Source organism: Microlunatus sp. GCM10028923 (genome assembly GCF_042666975.1).
Lineage (GTDB): Bacteria > Actinomycetota > Actinomycetes > Propionibacteriales > Propionibacteriaceae > Microlunatus.
On record NZ_JBHTFF010000002.1, the window covers coordinates 72,451 to 91,346 of the forward strand.

General features: G+C 70.3%; 17 protein-coding genes. 12 read left to right on the forward strand and 5 right to left on the reverse strand.

The annotated features are described in order from the left end of the window. From cydB to ACFQU4_RS04510, 4 genes are all read left to right on the forward strand, one after another. A complete protein-coding gene (gene cydB / locus ACFQU4_RS04495) occupies positions 1-1,011 on the forward strand; it encodes a cytochrome d ubiquinol oxidase subunit II (protein WP_377487483.1) in 1,011 nt (336 codons plus the stop codon). Beyond that, entirely contained in the window at positions 1,001-2,779 is a 1,779-nt protein-coding gene (cydD, locus tag ACFQU4_RS04500; protein WP_377487485.1) for a thiol reductant ABC exporter subunit CydD, read from the forward strand. Before cydB ends, cydD begins: the two co-directional genes overlap by 11 nt. Continuing rightward, complete coding sequence (gene cydC, locus ACFQU4_RS04505) at positions 2,766-4,331, forward strand: thiol reductant ABC exporter subunit CydC (RefSeq protein ID WP_377487487.1); 1,566 nt, start codon at positions 2,766-2,768, stop codon at positions 4,329-4,331. The genes cydD and cydC overlap by 14 nt, the downstream gene beginning before the upstream one ends. 140 nt (positions 4,332-4,471) lie before the next feature. Then, complete coding sequence (locus tag ACFQU4_RS04510) at positions 4,472-5,044, forward strand: hypothetical protein (RefSeq protein WP_377487489.1); 573 nt, start codon at positions 4,472-4,474, stop codon at positions 5,042-5,044. A gap of 19 nt (positions 5,045-5,063) precedes the next feature. Here the strand turns inward: ACFQU4_RS04510 and ACFQU4_RS04515 are convergent, their stop codons facing one another. Together ACFQU4_RS04515 and ACFQU4_RS04520 are read right to left on the reverse strand one after the other, a co-directional pair. Continuing rightward, the gene (locus tag ACFQU4_RS04515) at positions 5,064-6,317 is read right to left on the reverse strand and encodes an RNA polymerase sigma factor (RefSeq protein ID WP_377487491.1); all 1,254 of its coding nucleotides are present in this window, start codon (positions 6,315-6,317) and stop codon (positions 5,064-5,066) included. Continuing rightward, positions 6,304-6,678: a YciI family protein gene (locus ACFQU4_RS04520; RefSeq protein ID WP_377487493.1), complete on the reverse strand. Its 375-nt coding sequence runs from the start codon at positions 6,676-6,678 to the stop codon at positions 6,304-6,306. Before ACFQU4_RS04520 ends, ACFQU4_RS04515 begins: the two co-directional genes overlap by 14 nt. Positions 6,679-6,844: 166 nt before the next feature. Here ACFQU4_RS04520 and ACFQU4_RS04525 point away from each other — a divergent pair, with 166 nt between their 5' ends. From ACFQU4_RS04525 to ACFQU4_RS04540, 4 genes are all read left to right on the forward strand, one after another. Continuing rightward, a complete protein-coding gene (locus ACFQU4_RS04525) occupies positions 6,845-7,291 on the forward strand; it encodes a hypothetical protein (RefSeq protein WP_377487495.1) in 447 nt (148 codons plus the stop codon). Positions 7,292-7,373: 82 nt separating this feature from the next. Continuing rightward, a complete protein-coding gene (locus tag ACFQU4_RS04530; RefSeq protein WP_377487497.1) occupies positions 7,374-7,781 on the forward strand; it encodes a hypothetical protein in 408 nt (135 codons plus the stop codon). 10 nt (positions 7,782-7,791) lie between these two features. Then, positions 7,792-8,316: an AAA family ATPase gene (locus tag ACFQU4_RS04535; RefSeq protein WP_377487499.1), complete on the forward strand. Its 525-nt coding sequence runs from the start codon at positions 7,792-7,794 to the stop codon at positions 8,314-8,316. Continuing rightward, the gene (locus ACFQU4_RS04540) at positions 8,316-9,653 is read left to right on the forward strand and encodes a CoA transferase (RefSeq protein ID WP_377487501.1); all 1,338 of its coding nucleotides are present in this window, start codon (positions 8,316-8,318) and stop codon (positions 9,651-9,653) included. The genes ACFQU4_RS04535 and ACFQU4_RS04540 overlap by 1 nt, the downstream gene beginning before the upstream one ends. 112 nt (positions 9,654-9,765) lie before the next feature. Here ACFQU4_RS04540 and ACFQU4_RS04545 read toward each other — a convergent pair whose 3' ends face one another. Next, entirely contained in the window at positions 9,766-10,479 is a 714-nt protein-coding gene (locus tag ACFQU4_RS04545; protein WP_377487503.1) for a queuosine precursor transporter, read from the reverse strand. A 178-nt stretch (positions 10,480-10,657) separates the two neighbouring features. Here ACFQU4_RS04545 and ACFQU4_RS04550 point away from each other — a divergent pair, with 178 nt between their 5' ends. After that, positions 10,658-12,991 carry a hypothetical protein gene (locus ACFQU4_RS04550; protein ID WP_377487505.1) on the forward strand — a complete coding sequence of 778 codons (2,334 nt, stop codon included), beginning with the start codon at positions 10,658-10,660 and terminating at the stop codon, positions 12,989-12,991. Between the two features lie 69 nt (positions 12,992-13,060). On the opposite strand, the gene ACFQU4_RS04555 is transcribed toward ACFQU4_RS04550, so the two are convergent. Both ACFQU4_RS04555 and ACFQU4_RS04560 read right to left on the reverse strand, forming a co-directional pair. After that, positions 13,061-14,107 carry a nucleoside hydrolase gene (locus tag ACFQU4_RS04555; protein ID WP_377487507.1) on the reverse strand — a complete coding sequence of 349 codons (1,047 nt, stop codon included), beginning with the start codon at positions 14,105-14,107 and terminating at the stop codon, positions 13,061-13,063. Positions 14,108-14,151: 44 nt separating this feature from the next. Then, positions 14,152-15,183: a sugar-binding transcriptional regulator gene (locus ACFQU4_RS04560; RefSeq protein WP_377487509.1), complete on the reverse strand. Its 1,032-nt coding sequence runs from the start codon at positions 15,181-15,183 to the stop codon at positions 14,152-14,154. A gap of 160 nt (positions 15,184-15,343) precedes the next feature. On the opposite strand from ACFQU4_RS04560, the gene ACFQU4_RS04565 reads away from it, so the two are divergent. The 3 genes from ACFQU4_RS04565 to ACFQU4_RS04575 all read left to right on the forward strand — a co-directional run bounded on the left by ACFQU4_RS04565 (position 15,344) and on the right by ACFQU4_RS04575 (position 18,894). After that, a complete protein-coding gene (locus tag ACFQU4_RS04565; protein ID WP_377487511.1) occupies positions 15,344-16,435 on the forward strand; it encodes a zinc-binding dehydrogenase in 1,092 nt (363 codons plus the stop codon). A gap of 105 nt (positions 16,436-16,540) precedes the next feature. Then, positions 16,541-17,935: an ABC transporter substrate-binding protein gene (locus ACFQU4_RS04570; RefSeq protein ID WP_377487513.1), complete on the forward strand. Its 1,395-nt coding sequence runs from the start codon at positions 16,541-16,543 to the stop codon at positions 17,933-17,935. Positions 17,936-17,949: 14 nt separating this feature from the next. Beyond that, positions 17,950-18,894, forward strand: coding sequence for a carbohydrate ABC transporter permease (locus tag ACFQU4_RS04575; protein WP_377487515.1), 945 nt, complete (start codon positions 17,950-17,952; stop codon positions 18,892-18,894). Positions 18,895-18,896 lie beyond the last annotated feature (2 nt).

Consider the following 18,896-nt stretch of genomic DNA (forward strand, 5'->3'; position numbering starts at 1 on the left):
ATGGAACTCACCACACTCTGGTTCTGCCTGATCGCGTTCCTCTGGGTCGGCTACTTCGTCCTGGAGGGATTCGACTTCGGCGTCGGCATGCTGGTCGGCCTGCTCGGCCGGAATGACCGCGAACGGCGGCTCGTGATCAACACGATCGGCCCGGTTTGGGACGGCAACGAGGTCTGGCTGCTGGTGGCCGGCGGGGCCACCTTCGCGGCCTTCCCGGAGTGGTACGCGACGCTGTTCTCCGGGTTCTATCTGCCACTGCTGGTGATCTTGGTCGCGCTGATCCTGCGCAACGTCGCCTTCGACTACCGCGGCAAGCGCACCGATCCGGCCTGGCGCCGGCGCTGGGACTGGTGCATCATCGCCGGCTCCGCGCTGCCGGCCCTGCTCTGGGGCGTGGCGTTCGGCAACATCGTCCGCGGTGTGCCGATCGACGCGTCCGGGGAGTACGTCGGCGGGCTGGTCGAGCTGCTCAACCCGTTCGCCCTGCTCACCGGGCTGGTCACCCTGACCGTGTTCCTCACTCACGGGGCCGTCTTCCTGGCCCTGAAGACCGACGGCGAGATCCGCGGCCGGGCCCGGCGGTTCGCCACCCGGTCCGGAGTGGTCGCGGTCGTCCTGGCCGCGGTGATGTTGATCTGGGCGAATCTCGAGGGGCAGTCGGTCGCGGGCTGGGTGCTCGCCGGAGTGGCGGCGGCCGGGCTGATCGGCGGCCTGCTCGCCAACGCGGCCGGACGGGAGGGCTGGGCCTTTCTCGGCACCGCGGTGGCGATCATCGCCACCGTGAGCAACCTGTTCGTGATCTTGTTCCCGGACGTGATGCCGAGCAGTCTCGATCCGGCCTGGAGCCTGACCGTCACGAACGCCGCCTCGACGCCGTACACGTTGACGATCATGACCTGGGCGGCGCTGATCGCGACGCCGGTCGTGCTGGCCTATCAGGGCTGGACGTACTGGGTGTTCCGGAAGCGGCTCACCGTCGCCTCGATCCCGGAGGATCAGCATGCCCACTGAACCCGGATCCACGGCGGGGTCGGTCCGGGCTCGCGGGCCGGTCGACCCGCGGCTGCTCCGCCGGGCCCGGCCGGTCCGCCGGTTCCTGGTGCTGGCGGTCCTGATCGGGTCCGCGACCGCCGCCGCGATCGTCGGGCAGGCCTGGCTGATCGCGTCCGCCGTGGGTTCCGGCTTCGCCGAGCGGAGCCTGGCCCCGGCCCTCGCCGTGCTGCCCTGGCTCGCCGCCGTGATCATGGCCCGGGCCGGCCTGAACTGGCTCACCCACACCGTCGGCGCCCGCGCCGCCGCCGCGGTCAAGTCCCAACTGCGGTTGGAGATCATGTCCACGCGACTCTCCGCACCGGACACTCCGGAGGTCCCGGCCGGGCGCCTGGTCACCATGATCACCAGCGGCCTCGACGCGCTGGACGGCTACTTCGCCAAGTATCTGCCGCAACTCGTCCTCGCGGTCACCGTGCCGTTGATCATCGGGGTCGCGGTGCTGGCCGCCGACCCGGTCTCGGCGCTGATCGTCGCCCTCACGCTGCCGCTGATCCCGCTGTTCATGATCTTGGTCGGCTGGATGACCCAGGCCCTGACCCGGCGCCGGTTCGCCGCCCAGTCCCGGTTGGCCCACCATTTCGCCGACCTGGTCGCCGGGCTGCCGACGCTGCAGGTCTTCGGCCGGGCGCGGGCCCAGGCGGAGGGGCTGCGCCGGTCCGGCGAGCTGCACCGGCGGGAGACCCTGCGCACGCTGCGGGTCGCGCTCCTGTCGGCCCTGGTGCTGGAGCTGCTGGCCTCGCTGTCGGTGGCCCTGGTCGCGGTCGGCATCGGGCTCCGCGTCGTCGAGGGCGACCTGACCCTGACCATCGGGCTGTTCGTGTTGATCTTGGCGCCGGAGGCGTACCTGCCGCTGCGGCTGGTCGGCGCCCACTACCACGACTCCGCCGACGGGGTGGCCGCCGTCGAGCAGGCCTTCGCGATCATCGACCGACCGTCTCCTGAGCCTGTCGAAGGGCAAGGCCGGTCGGTATCCCTCGACGCCTCGACCATCCACCTGGACGGCGTCGCGGTGCGGTTCCCGGGCGCGGACCGTCCCGCGGTGTCGGACGCCGACCTGGTGATCAACCCCGGCGAGCTGGTCGCGCTGGCCGGGCCCAGCGGGGCCGGGAAGTCCACCCTGCTTCAGGTTCTGCTCGGATTCCGCCGACCCTCCGCGGGTACGGTCAGCGTCGGCGGCACCCCGCTGGCCGCGCTCGAGCAAGATCACTGGCGGGCCCAGCTGGCTTGGGTGCCGCAGCAGCCGGCCCTGATCAGCGGCACGGTCGCCGAGAACGTCGAGCTGGGCGCGCCGGGCGCACCGCCGGGACGGATCCGGGCCGCCCTGGCCCGGGCCGGAGCCGGTGACCTCGCCCCGGACCGGCCGCTGCCGGCGGCCGGCGCCGAACTGTCCGCCGGCGAACTGCGCCGGGTCGCGCTGGCCCGGGCCCTGCTCAAGATCGACTGCGGCGGCGCCCGGTGGCTGCTGCTGGACGAACCGACCGCCGGGCTGGATCCGGACACGGAGGTGGCCGCCATCGCCGGACTGCGGGAGCTGGGGGTCGGCGGACTGGTGGTGAGTCACCGGGCCGCCGTCCTGGACGCCGCGGACCGAATCGTCGTGTTGGCCGGCGGGTCGATGGGTGATCATGGGGCTCGCCCTTCGACAAGCTCAGGGAACGGACTGGCTGCTCGCCCTTCGACAGGCTCGGGGAGCGATGCTCTCGGTGCGGCTGATGATCAGCGTTGACCGGAAGCGGCTGGCCGGGGCGGTAGCGCTCGGCGTGCTGGCGCAAGGGGCGGCAGTCGGGCTGCTCGCGACGTCGGCATGGCTGCTGTCCCGGGCGGCCGAACATCCACCGGTGCTCTATCTGCTGGTCGCGGTCGTCGCGGTCCGGGCTCTCGGGCTGGGCCGGGGCGTGTTCCGCTACCTGGAGCGACTGGTCGGCCACGAGGTGGCGCTGCGGGCGCAGGCGGCGCTCCGGCTGGACAGCTTCCGGGCGCTGGCCCGGACCACTTGGCTGGGCCGCCGCGGCGGTGACCTGCTGTCCCGGATGATCAACGACGTCGAGGCGGTGCAGGACGTCGTGGTCCGGGTGATCGTGCCGATCAGCGGCGCCGCGCTGGTGATCATCGGGGCTCAGACCATGATCACCGTGATCGCCCCGGCCGCCGGACTGGCCACGCTGGCCTGTGTCGCGGTGGCCGCCGGTCTGGTCCCGCTGCTGGCCGCCCGGCTCTCGGCCGGATTGGACCGTCGCGTCGCCGTGTTCCGCGGCGAACTGGCCGAGGCCGTCGCCGAGGCGGCCGAGGCGGCGCCCGACCTGATCGCGTACGGCCCGCAGGTCGCCCTGGACCGGATCCGTGGCGCCGACCGGCGGCTGCGGGAGGCCGAGCAGCGGGCCGCGCTGGCCCAGGGCGTCGCCGCCGCCGGTCAGACGCTGGGCACCGGCGCCGCCGTGATCGGGGCGTTGCTGCTCGGTTCGGCCGGGCTGGCCGCCGGAACCGTACCGCCGGTGCAGTTGGCGGTGCTGGTGCTGACCCCGCTCGCCCTGGCCGAGGTGATCGCCGCGATCCCGCCCGCGGTCCAGACCCTGGCCCGGGCCCGGGCGGCGCTCGGCCGGGTCCGGCAGGTGATCGAGGCGCCGGCCGTCGGTGCCGGCGACCGGCCGGAGCCGGTCCCCACCGACACGACCGGCGTCACGCTGCGCGACGTCACGGCCGGCTGGCCGGACGGTCCCGTCGTCGCGACCGGCCTCGACCTCGACCTGACGACCGGCGACCGGGTCGGTCTGGTCGGGCCCAGCGGCAGCGGGAAGACCACCGTCGCGGCGACGATCATGGGCCTGATCCCGGCCCGGGCGGGCACGGTCGACGCCCGCGGCCGGGTCGGCTACCTGGCCCAGGACGCGTACCTGTTCGACACGACGGTGGCCGAGAACCTCCGGCTCGGCCGTCGCGATGCGGACGACCAGGAGTTGATCATGATGCTCCGCCGGGTCGGGCTCGACCTGGCCCTGGACCGGCTGGTCGGCGTGCACGGCACCCGGCTGTCCGGCGGCGAGGCGCGCCGGCTCGCGCTGGCCCGGGTGCTGCTGACCGAGCCCGACGTGTTGATCTTGGATGAACCGACCGAGCACCTGGACGCCCCGACCGCGGAACGCCTGCTGACCGACCTGGACCGGCTCGCCGCCGACGTCGCGGTCCTGATGATCACCCACGATCCGCGGGTGGCCCGGCGCTGCGACCGGCTGATCGACCTCGGCCGTACGGTCGACGCGAGGGTGCCCGAGCGCGGGTAGCCTGCCTGCGTGATCAGTTCAGGACGGGTAGGCGGACCGTGGCCGTGCGCCGGTTAGTGCGGGGGTTCTGGGGGCCGCGGCCCGAGTCGACCGAGCAACTGGCGGGGCGGTGGCGGCAGAGTCTCGATCTGCTTCCGGCGGTGACCTCCTGGAGCCAGGTCCACCCCGACCGGCCCGCGACCACGATCGATCCGGACCTGGACACGCTGCTGCGCGTGCTCGAGACCGCCCGGCAGGACGCGGACTGGTCCGATCGCACCGGTACCGGCCTGCGGCTGATCGGCACCGACCCGGCGGGTTGGCGGCTGGAGCTCAGCGGACTGGCCGGCGGCAGTCCCGAGGTGCTGCTCCAGTCCTTCGTGATCACCGTCGAAGCGCCCGACGACCGGGCGGCCGGCCTGGCCGACGACTGGCTGGCGCCGCTCGCGTCGAGCTGGGATCCGGACTTCGGCGACGTGACCGACGACGACGTGCTCGACGCACTCGAGGACGCCGGTTGGTCCGTCGGCGACCCGGTGATCGGACGGGTCGGCTACCTGTCGCCGAGCCGCGCGGCCCTCGTCCCGGATGCGCTCTCGGCCGAGTCCTTACCGGACGGCGGCGTCGTGCTTCGCCTCACCGACGCGACCGCGGTGGTCGACGCCTACCAGCGGCTCCGGGACCTCGGTGCGTTGGATCCGCTGCCCCGACCGATGACCCGAGCTCGGCTCTGAACCGTCACCCTTGCTGGGCTCAGGACGGCGCCAGGTTGTCGGCGCGCCGGGTCAGGTAGCCGCGCTCGACGGTGTTGTCGGTGAGTTCGGCGGCGGCACGGTAGTCGGCCACCGCCGCTTCGGTCGCGCCGCCGCGTTCGTGGAGATGGGCCCGGACGGCGAACACCCGTTGCCGGACCAGCCGGTCGTCCAGCAGCCCGTGCTCGGCCTCGAGCCGGGCCAGCAGGGCGAGCCCGCGCTCGGTTCCGTACGCCTGCGCGACGGCGACCACCCGGCTCAGCCGGACCGGTGCCGTCGGCTGGGCCCGCTCCAGCCAGAGATAGAGGGTCGCGATCTGCGGCCAGTCGGTCTCGGCGGCGGTGCCGGCCTGGGCGTGGACGGCGGAGATCGCCGCCTGCAGTTGGTACGGCCCGACGGTGCGGCCGGACCAGGCCCGGTCCAAGATCGCCGTACCCTCGTTGATCATGGTCCGGTCCCACCGCGATCGGTCCTGCTCCTCCAACGGCACCAGTGAACCGTCGGGTCCGGTCCGCGTCGCCGTACGGGATTCGTTGATCAACATCAGCGCGAGCAGGCCGGCGATCTCGGGATCGTCGGGCAGCTGCCGGTGCAACATCCGGGTCAACCGGATCGCCTCAAGGGTCAGCTCGGCCCGGGCCAGCCGGTCGCCGGCGCTCGCCGTGTAGCCCTCGTTGAAGATCAGATAGAGCACCCGCAGCACGGTCGCCACCCGCTGCTCCCGCTCGTCCGGCGCCGGCAGCGCGAACCGGGCGCCGGCCTGCCGCAGCTGCTGCTTGGCCCGGCTGATCCGGCTGGCCAGGGTCGACTCAGTGGCGCCGTACGCGTGCGCGATCTCGGCGGTAGTCAGCCCGCCGACGGCCCGCAGCGTGAGGGCGACCTGGGAGTCCGGGGTGAGCGCCGGATGGCAACACAGCAAGAGAACCTGCAGGCTGTCGTCGGTGTCGGCGACCTCCGCGGCCCGGGCCGGTTCCTGCATCGCCAGGTCCGTCGCGCCGAGTTCCGACTCGCGGCGCTGCCGGGCCTGTTCGGCCCGCAGCAGGTCGACCATCCGCCGGTAGCCGACCCGGATCAGCCAGCCCCGCGGCTCGTCCGGCAGGCCCGACTCGGACCACTGCCGGCTCGCCGTGAGCAGGGCCTCCTGGACGGCGTCCTCGGCGATGTCGAACCGGCCGAACCGGCGGGTGAGCGCGCCGAGCACCTGCGGCGCCTCGATGCGCAGCAGCTCCTCGACGGTCCGGTCAGGCGAAGTCATCGCCCATGATCGGCCGGATCTCGATCGGCTCGCCGAGCACCTGCACGATCCGTCCCGCGATCTCGACCGCGCGTTCCTGGTCGGCGACGTCGATCACCGCGAAGCTGGCCAGCACCTCCTTCAGCTCGACGTACGGGCCGTCGGTCGCGGTCACCCCGTCGCCCGACTTCTGGACCGTCACGCTGACCGCCGGGTGGCCGAGACCCTCGCTGGAAACGAACTCGCCGGTCGCGCGGAGCTCCGCCTCGAACTTCTGGTACGCGGCGAAGGCGGCCAGCGCCTCCTCGTTCTCGTTGTCCGGCACCGCGGCGTCCCAGGCGGCGGCGGGCGTGTAGCCCAGCAGCAGGTACTTCATGATCATGAACTCCGTCTCGTCGGCGATGCGCGTGGTCGCGACGATGGTAGCCAGGTCCCCTTATCCGGAGTGTAGTGGCGCAGGTCACACGCGGTGGACGTCAAGGCCGGCCGGTCGACTCCGAGGTAGCAGTGTCGCGGGAAGGCCGCGAACGACCGAGAAGGAGACCACGATGAACACCACCAACACCACCGAAGAGACCCAGCCGGCGCCGAGCGATGCCGTCCGGGTGCTGGACCGACTGATCGGCACCTGGACCGTGACCGGCGGCGCCGAAGGCACTGTGCGGTACGAGTGGGGGCCGGGCGGCTTCTTCCTGATCCAGCACGTCGAGATGGTCAGCGGCGGCCAGCAGATCAGCGGCTTCGAGGTGATCGGCCAGCTGCGACCGTTCGGCGAACCGGCCAGCCAGGACGTCCATTCCCGGTTCTACGACTCGCTCGGCAACACCCTCGATTACGTGTACGAACTCGACGGCGACACCCTGACCATCTGGGGTGGGGCCAAGGGCAGCCCGGCCTACTTCCGCGGCTCGTTCAACGCCGACGACAGCGTGATGGACGGCGCCTGGGTGTACCCCGGCGGGGGCGGCTATGACTCCACGATGACGCGCGCGTGAGCGGCACCATCCGTCGAGAAGCGACCCCCGGAGACGCTTCTCGACGGATGCCCGCGCCGGTCCGGATCCGTACCTTCGAAGCATGGACGTGATCAAGAAACTGCACTGGCCGCTGATCCTCGGCCTGGCCGCGCTGGCGCTGGTTCAGCCGTTGGTCGGCATGATCACGAGCGCGAGCGGGATGCCCGCGGTGCCACCGGTGCGGGCCGGGCTGGCGATCGTGATCTCGATCGTCTGGATCGCGGTGGTGGGGCTGACCCGGGTCCGGCACCCGGTGCTCACGCTGATCTTCGCCGGGCTCAGCTACGGCGCCTTCGAGACCGTACTCAGTGGGATCATGTCGCCGGTCCTCAGCGGTGAACTCCAGGGCCCGCTCGCCATGCCCTGGACCATCGTCGCGGTGTTGATCAGCGACGCGATCTGGGGCGCGATCGCCGGGTTGCTGGCGCTCGCCGTACAGCGGCTGAGAGGGTTCCGGCCGCAACAGTAGGCTCGTCTCCATGAGCAACGGGTACGAGGCCGTGTTGATCAACGGGACCGTCGGGGTCGGCAAGACGACGGTGCTGGACGCCCTGGGCGATCACCTCGCCGCCGAAGGGATTCCGGGCGCCGCGGCCGATCTGGACGAGCTGGGCCGGCTCTGGCCGAACCCGCCCGGCGACGGATTCAACCTCGCCTTCACCCTGGCGAACCTGCGTGATCTCTCCACCAACGCCCGGGCTGCCGGCGCCGAGAAGTTGATCATGGCCGGCGTGGTGGAGACGCTGGACCAGCGGCGACGCTTCGCCGAGGCGGTCGGCGGCCAGCTGCACCTGGTCCGGCTGCGTGCCGACCCGGAGTTGATCAAGGAACGGATCCGACAGCGGCACGAGCAGGACCCGGAGGGCCGGGACTGGCACCTGGCCCGGGTCGGCGAGCTCACCGAGATCCTGGACCGGGCCGCCGTCGATGATCATGTCATCGACGTGACCGAGCTCGCGCCCGAACAGACCGCCAAGCGGATCCGAACCCTGGTCCGGTTGTGATGAACCGTCTCGTGCAGGAACTCCTGCCCACATTGGGCCTGGCGGAGACGGCTGCGGGGCACCTCGACCTCGCGGCGGGCAGTGCGTTGCCGGCCGCGCTGCCGGTCAACACGCTCGCCTGTGGCTCGGTGGCGCTGGCCGCTCTGGCGGCCACGGCGCTGCGCGGCGACCGGCAGCGGGTGCACGTCGACCCCCGCCAGGTGTCGGTCGCGTTCCGCAATGATCAACTCCAGACGGTCGACGGCGAGCGGGAGCCCGCCTTCGCCCCGATGTCCGGGTTCTTCCCGGCCCGGGACGGCTGGGTCCGTACGCATGCGAACTACCCGCACCACCGGGACCGGCTCGCCCGAGCCCTCGACCTGCCGCACGACGCCGACCGGGAAGCCGTGGCCGCGGTGATCGCTGGGCGCCCGGCCCAGGAACTGGAGGACGTGATCACCGCCGACCACGGCATCTGCGTGCGGGTCCGAACCCGGCCGGAGTGGCTGGCGGGTGAGCAGGCATCGGCCGTCGAGCAGCATCCCGTCCTGGCGGTCGACCGGCTGCCGTTCGAGGGGCCGACCGTGCCGGTGCCGGAACGCCCCCGGATCCTCGACCTGACCCGCGTCATCGCCGGACCCGTGGCCACCCGCACGCTCGCCTTCGCCGGCTGCGATGTGCTGCGGATCGATCCGCCCTGGATGCCCGAGCTGCAGGCCCAGCACCTCGACACCGACGCCGGCAAGCGGTCCACCCTGGTCGACCTGCACGACGAGCACGCGCGCCGGCGCGTCCACGCACTGCTCGATCGGGCCGACGTCGTGGTGACCGGGTACCGCCCGGGCGCGCTCGCGGCCTACGGGCTGGACGCCGATCACCTCGCCCGGACCCATCCGCGGCTGATCCACGCCGGCCTCTCCGCCTGGACGCCGAGCGGACCCTGGGGAGACCGGCGCGGCTTCGACAGCATCGTGCAGGCGGCCACCGGCATCGCCATGATCGAATCGGCCGACGGGATCCGCCCCGGGGCCCTGCCGGCCCAGGCGCTGGACCACGCGACCGGATACCTGTTGGCCGCCGGAGTGCTCAGCGCCCTGCGGCTCCGGGCCGAGCAGGGCGGCACCTGGCGGATCTCCGCCCACCTGGCCCGGACAGCCCACTGGCTGCTGCGCACCGACGCGCTCGACGGCCCGGCCCAGCCCGTTGATCACCCCGAGCCGTGGCTCGTCGAGACCCCGACGGAGCTCGGCCTGGTCCGCCAGTCGCGGCCGGCGTTCCGGATCGACGGAGGTCCCAGCGAGTTCGCCTGGGTCGGCCGACGGTTCGGCCGGGACGCCGCCGAGTGGGCCGACGACTGACCCCGACCCCCTGGTGTCGACTGGGCAGTTCAGCAGCGACACGCCGCCAGGAAGCCTGCTTTTGTGCCCAGTCGGCGGTGTTCGAGGAGTGAGGGGTCGGGAGCGCTCGGGGTTAGGCGGGGGTCGGGACCTTGTCGGGGTCGGTGTAGGTGGGTTCGCGGCGCTTGAGGACGGCGATCACGCGGTAGGTGATCGGCATGACGAGGACCTCGACCAGGGTCTTCCAGAGGAAGCCGACGATCACGTAGTTGATGAAGTCGGCGGCCGTGGTGATGCCGATCGCGCCGGCGGCGATGCTGCAGAAGATCAGTGTGTCGGCGAACTCGCCGACCACGGTCGAGCCGATCAGGCGGACCCAGAGGCGGCGCTCGCCGTACCGGTTCTTGATCCAGACCAGCACCGCTGAGTTCAGCAGCTGGCCGGCCAGGTAGGCGATGACACCCGCCAGCACCAGCCTCGGGACGACGCCGATCACGGCCTCCAGCGAGGCCTGGTTCTCGTAGAACGACGCGGCCGGCAGCTGGATGGTGATCCAGAAGCAGGCCGAGGCCAGCAGCAGGGTGACGAAGCCGGTGATCACGGTACGGCGGGCGGCGCGGAACCCGTACACCTCGCTGAGCACGTCGCCGAGGACGTACGCCAGCGGGAACAGGAAGAACGCGCCGTCGGTGTTGATCGGCAGGATCTGCAGCGGCCCGAGGGCGAGCGACTGATCACCGAAGAAGCTGACACCCTTGCTGGCCGCGACGTTGGAGATGATCAAGGTCGCCGTGAACAGGGCGGTGATGATCGGGTAGAAGCTGCGGGGCGGCTCGGCATAACTCACCGGGTCATTCTGCACGCTCCACACCGAGTTTCGCTTTGCCCTTGCCAGTGATCGAGATCTGCCATACGCTCCGATTCCAAGCTCTTACTAAACCGATACAGTACCCGCCAGCGCAGCGACTGCGGACCCTCGCGAGGGCCGCCCGGCGGGACATCGGCTCACCTCGGGGAGTACTGCCATGGAGGCTTTCAGCGACGAACCCCTGGCGAGCGCCGGACCGCTCGCCGGCCCACCGCCCTTGGTCCGGCTCGATCGGCGCGAGTTCATGAGGGCCGCCGGCGGTGCCGCCGCAACGGCCGGACTGGCGGCCGTGATCGGCACCGGTACGGCCGGCGAGGCGGCGGCGGAGACCACCTCCATCGCGCCGAAGTTCGCCACCGTGGAGGGCCTGAACCTCTACATCGACGGCGGCCAGGCGGCGCTGCTGGCGATCCTGCCGGACTACGACCCCGCGGACGATCCCGACGCCAAGTACTTCCGGTCCGTGGTGCCCCGGGCGCAGCAACTCCCCGCGCTACGGGAAACCCAGGCCCACCCGGCGATCGACCCCGAACCGCAGCTCGCCGACTTCTCGATCTTCTACAACGCCTTCGACGGCGGCGCCGACCGGGCCACCGAGGCGAGGTACGGATCGGCCGCCAACCTCTACCTGTCCCGCTTCCAGCAGCGCGACGTGGTCGGCTACTGGCAGGTCTGGCGTTCGATCCCCAATCCGGCGCTGACCGACGCCGTGCACCGCAACGGCGGCCGCTGCATCGCGTTCATGTTCAACGACAACGCCTCGAACCTCGATGCTGATCATCTGCTCCGGCAGGACGCCGACGGGGAGTTCATCTACGGCAACAAACTCGTCGATCTGGCGCTCTACTTCGGCTTCGACGGCTACATGTTCGATGCCGAGGCCGGTTACATCTCCGCCGAGGACAAGCAGCTGGCCTTCACGATGTTCCAGGCGATGACGAAACGCGCCCGCAGCCGCGGAGTCGATCTCTACCTGCAGATCTACGGGCCGTCACCGGACAGCTGGCAGAGCATCGACCCGAGCGCCGCGGAATGGCTCACCACCCCGGACGCGGCGGACAGCTACTTCCTCGATTACAACTGGGCGTTCTCCGTCTATCTCAACGAGACCAAGGCCACCATCGAGGCGCTGGACCTGGATGCGAACCGACAGGTGCTCTTCGGCATCGAGCTGGAGGGGTACCGACGCTCCCTCGCACCGGTGACGTCCCGATCGAACATCAGCAGCGCTGTCCCACCGAACGGCAGCGGGCCGGCCGTGGGCGGCATCGCCCTGTTCAACCCTGCAGGTCCCACCGTCCAGTACGGGATCAAGGCCGCGAAGGAGGCCAACGGCGGTCAGCTCCCCGACCTGCCCACCCTCCGCTCCGCCGTCTATGCCGCCGAAAGGACGTTCTGGTCCGGCAAGACTCAGAATCCGGCTCAGGACAACGACGAGTCGGGCCGGGAGTCGTACGGCATGGCCAACTATGTCGCCGAACGCTCGGTGATCGGGACCCTGCCCTTCGTGACCCGCTTCAACACCGGCACCTCGGACGCCTTCTTCATCGACGGCGACAGGTCCAGCGATCGGCCCTGGTTCAATCTCGGGGCCCAGGACCTCCTGCCGACCTGGCAGTGGTGGACCAAGGACCTGTTCAGCAGCGCCATCACGGCCGGCCTGCTCTCGGTCGACTACGACCTGACCACGTCGTGGAACGGCGGCAGTTCGCTCATGATCAAGAGCGACCGCGACCCGGCCACCGCGACCGAGGTACGGCTCTACCAGACGTCCCTGCCGGTCCCGGCCGACGAGGCGTCCTGGCTGAGCCTGACCTACCGGATCGACGGCGACGAGCCGAGCCGGCTCATGATCGGCCTGGAGTTCGAGGACGATCCGGGTGAGCCGCTCTGGATCCGGGTCGACGCCCTGAAATCCAACCCGGGCTGGGGAACCGACTGGGGGTACGGAACCGGCTCCGGGGGTTGGGAGGACGGCGGCTGGCCCCAGACGGAGGGCGCCTGGGCGGCCGGCTGGCGCAGCCGCCGAGGTTCGACCGGCTGGTCGCAGGCGGTCGTCGGCCTGCACCGGTTCGCCGGTCGGACCATCTCCACCCTCTCGGTCGGCTGCAACACCACCCGGGCCTCGTCGTACAAGATCAACATCGGCGAGCTGGTCGTCTCCAGCCTGTCCGCGCAACGGCGGGCCCCGGCTGCTCCGGCCGACTTCGCGATCGAGGCCGTCAAGATCAACTCCGCTCGGACCAGCGCCGAACTGCGGTTGACCTGGACGTTCGACCCGAGCGTCGCCTACTACGACCTGTACCGGCGACGGACGCCGGACAGCACCGCCGGCCTGACCTGGCTGGGCCGGATCACGCTGGACTGCTACTACCTCGACGCGCTGCCGAGGCTCGGCCAGGAGGACACCGCGGTCGTGCAGCTGGTGCCGGTCCATCCGAACGGTCGCCAGGTCGTGGCCGACTCGGCGACCGTGACCGTCACCTGGTAGGCCCAAGAGCCGCTCCCTCGAGGGCTGGGCCCCCCGCCCACCCTCGAGGGAGCTTTTGGCCGGTCCGGGTCAGCCCGGATCCGGCTCCGGCCGGTCGAGTCGGCGGGCCAGTCCGCCGATCCGCCCGATGAGCACGTCGAAGAACCGCTCGGGATCGGTCCGGACCGCGACCCAGGCGTTCGGCTCCCGGCCCCACTTGCCGCCCCAGTCCGCGATCGTCGTACCGCGAGTCAACGCGCCGGCCAGCTCCACGTCCACCGTCGCGGCGCGCAGTTCGGCCCAGTCCTGATCAAGGGCGACGGCGGCCGCCAACGGGTCGTGCAGGTGGGCGAACCAGCCCCAGTTCCAGTCCCGGTGGAATTCGAAGTAGAACCGGGTCGCGTCGGTCAGGTGCTTGATCAGCGGGTTGCCGGCCGTCGACCGGGTGCCGTCCGGCTGGTCCGGCGCGGGCGCCTCGGCCGGCGTCGACCCGGCCGCCTCGGCCAGCCTGATCACGTGCTCGGGCCGCAACACGATGGTCTCGGTGACGTTGAGACCGCAGACGATCGGACGCCGGTCCTCCGGCAGCCCGCTGAATGCGTCGAAGACGATCTTGGCGGCATCCGGGTCGACCGCGATGTTCCACTCCGAGGTCGGCGTGGTGTTGCCCGGGTGATCGAAGGCGCCGCCCATGATCACGATCCGCTTCAGCAGTCCGGGCAGCTCCGGATCCTTACGTACGGCGAGCGCGAGGTTGGTCAGCGGCCCGGTGATCAACCCGACCACCTCCCCCGGATGGCGGCGTGCCACGTCGCTCCACAGCTCGACCGCGTGCCGGTCCGAGACCTGGCGGGTCGGTGCCGGCAGCTCGGCCCAGCCGATTCCCTGCGGGCCATGGGTTTCCGGGGAGGTCTTCAACGGCTGGATCAGCGGGATCTCCGAACCGAGGCACACCTCGATCTCCGGTGCCCCGACGAGTTCCAGCCAGGCCAGGTTGTTCAGCGCCACCTGCCGGGCGGAGACATTGCCGGCGGTGCCGGAGATGCCGAGGATCTCCGCGTCCGGCGAGCCGAGCAGATAGAGCAGGGCGAACGAGTCGTCGATGCCGGTGTCGACGTCGAGCAGCAGCTTGGTCACCCGATGATCATGGCAGGCATCGCGGCGGCGCGGGCAGGACCGGGTCAGCCGACCGCCGCGATCAACCGTTCGGCCGTGGCCGGGTCGGTGACCAGTCGCTTGAAGTAGCCGGCCCGGGCACCGGCCACGATCGGGTTGACCTTGTCCGGGCCGGAGGCGACGGCGATCGAGATCGGGATCCGCTGCAACTCCTGCAGGGACAGGGCGATCAGCCGCTCACTGCCCGGGTACGGGACCGGCCGGCCCTCGCGGTCGTAGAACCGGGAGCAGACGTCGCCGACCGCGTCGACCAGCGAGGCGGCGCCGGCCGGCACGAAGAGCGGCATGTCCGAGCGGACCATCGGCGGCGCGCCGACGCCGGTCAGCACGCAGCGCGCCCGCGGCCACAGGTGCAGCACCCGCTGGATCGACGGGTCCTTGATCAAGGTCTTGTAGAGGTCGGGCCCGGGCAGCGCGGGTGCGAACAGATAGGTCGCCCGGCCGCCGATCCGGGCCGCGATCATCCGGGTGATCTCGTTCGTCTGGTACCAGCCCTCGGGCTGGTCCTGGCCGCCGACGGTCGGCGCGACGACCACACCGGGCAACTGCTGCAGCTCGCAGCGGGCCACCTCGTAGACGGTCCGGCCGGAGGAGACCAGCAGCACGTCCCCGGAGGCCAGGTTCGCCTCGGCGAGCGCCGTACTCACCGCCGGGGCGAGTGCCGGGCCGAGCGTGTCGCCGACCGGCGGCGCCCCGCGCAGCGACGCAGACAGGTAGACCCGTTCCAGGCCGAGGGCCGCGGCCACCCGGTCGGCCAGCCCTTCGTCGGAGTCCTCGCCGGGCGGGATGATCTCGATCCGGACGATGCCCCGCCGCCTGGCCTCGGCCAGGATCCGGGAGACCGTGGCCCGGCTGGTGCCGAGCCGGCTGGCCACGTCGGCCTGGGTCGCCTCGTCGTCGTAGTACATCTTCGCCGCTGTGTAGAGCAGCGACGCGGGGAAGTGGCTGGCCTCGTTGGTGCGGTGGCCGGGGCTGCCACGGCGCCCCAACTCCGCCGGCCGCTCCGCCGGCGGCTCGGACCCGTTGGTCATCGCCATGCGGACAGTATGACCCACATCCCTCCTGAATCTGAACGGATGTGCACAACTCTCTCATTCGTGCAACTTTGTTCTGGACATATGTACGGAGCTCGCTTACAGTCGTCCTAGCACGCCGGAGCGTGGCTCTCCGGAGTTGGCTATGACTTGGAGGAGCTCGATGTCGAACCCCGCGGAGATCCCGCAATCCATGCAGGCCGTCATCTGTCACGGCCCCGAGAATTACACGTTGGAAGAGGTTCCGGTCCCCACTCCGGGCCCCGGCGAGGCACTGGTCAAGGTCGACGCGGTGGGCATCTGCGCCAGTGACCTGAAGTGCTACCACGGTGCGGCCAAGTTCTGGGGCGACGCGTCCCGGCCGGCCTGGGCCGAGACCGAAGTGATCCCGGGCCATGAGTTCGCCGGAACGGTTGTTCAGCTCGACGACACGGCAGCCGAGCGCTGGAAGGTCGGCGTCGGCGACCGGGTGGTCAGCGAGCAGATCGTGCCCTGCTGGAAGTGCCGCTACTGCCTCCGCGGCCAGTACTGGATGTGCGGCCCGCACGACATCTACGGCTTCAAGCGCCGGACCCCGGGCGCGATGGCGGAGTACATGATCTACGGCGTCGACGCGCTGGTGCACAAGGTCCCGAACGAGATCCCGGCCCACCACGCCGCGTTCGCCGAGCCGCTGTCCTGCTCCCTGCACGCCGTCGAGCGGGCCGGCATCGGCTTCGACGACGTGGTCGTGGTCGCCGGCTGCGGCCCGATCGGCCTCGGCATGATCGCCGGCGCCAAGTCGAAGAACCCAGCCAAGGTGGTCGCGCTGGACATGGCGCCGCACAAGCTGGAGATCGCCAAGGAGTGCGGCGCCGACGTGGTGATCAACATCGCCGAGGAGGACGCCGACAAGATCGTCAAGGACCTCACCGACGGTTACGGCGCCGACGTCTACCTGGAGGGCACCGGGCACCCGGCGGCCGTCCTGCAGGGGCTGAACCTGCTCCGCAAGCTCGGCACCTACGTCGAGTACGGCGTCTTCCGCGACGACGTCACCGTCGACTGGTCGATCATCAGTGACGACAAGGAACTCGACGTGCTGGGCGCGCACCTCGGCCCGAACTGCTGGCCGGCGGCGATCCGGCTGATCCAGTCCGGCCGGCTGCCGATGGACAAGATCTGCACCCATCAGCTGCCGCTCGCGGACTTCCAGAAGGGCCTCGACCTGGTCGGCGACGGGACGTCGTCGATCAAGGTCTCCCTGATTCCCTGACCCTGCAGTGCCCTGAGCCTGTCGAAGGGCCTTGAGCCTCATGGGGCTTGGCCCTTCGACAAGCTCAGGGAGCGTGTGGCATTACTCAACGGAGAGGCAAGAAGCATGGCTGATCACAGACTGACCCGGCGCGCGGCGCTCGGGCTCGGCGCCGCGGCGGCCGCGACCCCGCTGCTGAGCGCCTGCGGCATCGGCGGTGCTCCGGAGGCGATCAACGGAGCGTCGGCGGTGAGCGGCGGCTTCGACTGGAAGAAGGCGTCCGGCACCACGCTGAAGCTGCTGCAGACGCCGCACCCGTACCAGCAGGCCTTCCAGCCGCTGCTGAAGGAGTTCAGCGAACTCACCGGCATCGAGGTGATCACCGACCTGGTGCCGGAGAGCAGCTACTTCACCAAGCTCAACACCGAACTGGCCGGCGGCACCGGCAAGCACGACGCGTTCATGCTCGGTGCCTACTTCATCTGGCAGTACGGACCGCCGAGCTGGCTGGAGGACCTCAAGCCGTGGATCGAGAACTCCTCGGCGACCAACGACGAGTACGACTTCGAGGACATCTACGAAGGCCTGCGCCAGTCGACCCAGTGGGACTTCAACCAGGGCAGCCCGCTCGGCACCGGTGGCCAGTGGTCGATCCCGTGGGGGTTCGAGAACAACGTCGTCACCTACAACAAGAAGGTCTTCGACCAGCGCGGCATCACCCTGCCGGACCGGTTCGACGACTTCATCCAGCTGGCGATTGAACTGACCGACCGGACCGAGAACCGCTACGGCGTGGCCGCTCGCGGCTCCAAGTCGTGGGCGACGATCCATCCCGGCTTCATGACCCAGTTCAGCCGTGAGGGCGGCGTCGACTACCTCTACGAGGACGGCCAGTTCAAGGCCCAGATGAACGCGGACGGATCGGTCGCGTTCCACGAGAAGTGGATCGAGCTGATGCGGCGGGCCGGACCCACCTCGTGGACCACGTACGAATATCCGCAGGCCACCGGTGATCTTGGTGACGGCGTCGCGATGATGTGTTACGACGCCGACTCGGCGACCTATCCGAAGAATCGGCCGGGGGTCTCCAAGGAGTCCGGCAACCTCGGCTGGTATGCCGGTCCGGCCGGACCGGACGGCAACTACAAGACCAATCTGTGGACCTGGTCCTGGGCGATCAACTCCCAGGCCAAGAACAAGCTCGCCGCCTGGCTGTTCATCCAGTGGGCGACCGGCAAGGAGGCGCTGGGCAAGGCCGTCGGCAGCGGCAGCTTCGCCGATCCGGTCCGCGCCTCGGTCTTCGACTCGGTCTTCAAGAGCCAGCTGAGTGATCAGCCGGGCTATCTGGAGGCGTTCGAGACGGTGATCAAGGAGTCCAAGATCCAGTTCTCGCCGCAGAAGAAGTTCTTCGGCACCACCGAGGACTGGGCCGTCGCGCTGCAGGACATCTACGGCGGCGAGAACGCCCGGACCCGGCTGGACAGCCTCGCCAACACCAACACATCCAAGATCAATCTCTGAGGGAGGACGCGACAATGACGACGACCGAAACTCCTCCCGACGCCCCGGCGCAACGGGCCGCCAGGCCTGCTCCGCCGGAGGTGCCGGACTGGCGCCGCAAGCTGCGCCCCTATCTGCTGTCCGTGCCTGCGGTGGCGATCATCATCGGGATCCTCTACCCGTTCGCGATCGGTGCCATCTACACGGTGCTCAACTACGCGGCGGTGAACCCGAACCCGCGCTTCGTCGGCCTGGCCAACTTCCAGTCGGTGCTCACCGACACCAAGTTCTGGGGCAGTGCCGGGGTGACCCTGCTGTTCGCGGTCGCGGCCACCGCGCTGGAGACCGTGATCGGCGTGATCATCGCGCTGCTGCTCAACCGGTCGAGTCTGATCGGCCGGATCTTCGAGAAGGTGCTGATCCTGCCGCTGATGATCGCCCCGGTGATCGCCGGCGTGATCTGGAAGCTGATGTTCAACCCGCAGTTCGGGGTGCTGAACCACATCTTCGGCCTCGGCGCGACGTTCGACTGGCTGAGCCGGCAGAACGCGCTGGCCTCGGTGATCTTGGTCGACATCTGGATCTTCACGCCGTTCGTGGCGATCCTGGTGCTGGCCGGGATCCGGTCGCTGCCGAAGGAACCGTTCGAGGCGTCCGACGTGGACGGGGCGAACTGGTTCTACATGTTCCGCCGGCTGATGCTGCCGATGATCTGGCCGTACATCCTGGTCGCGGTGATCTTCCGGTTCATGGACAACCTCAAGGTCTTCGACCACATCTACGTGCTCACCTCCGGCGGGCCCGGCGTGGCCACCCGGACGCTGCAGATCGGCGCCTTCGAGGACTCGATCACCAACATGGACTACTCGCGCGGCTCCACCTACATGTTGATCTTGTGGATCATCGTGTTCATCACCGCGCGCTACCTGGTCGGCGTGCTGGGCAAGGCCCAGGCCCGCGCCGCCGGATCGGAGGGCTGAGT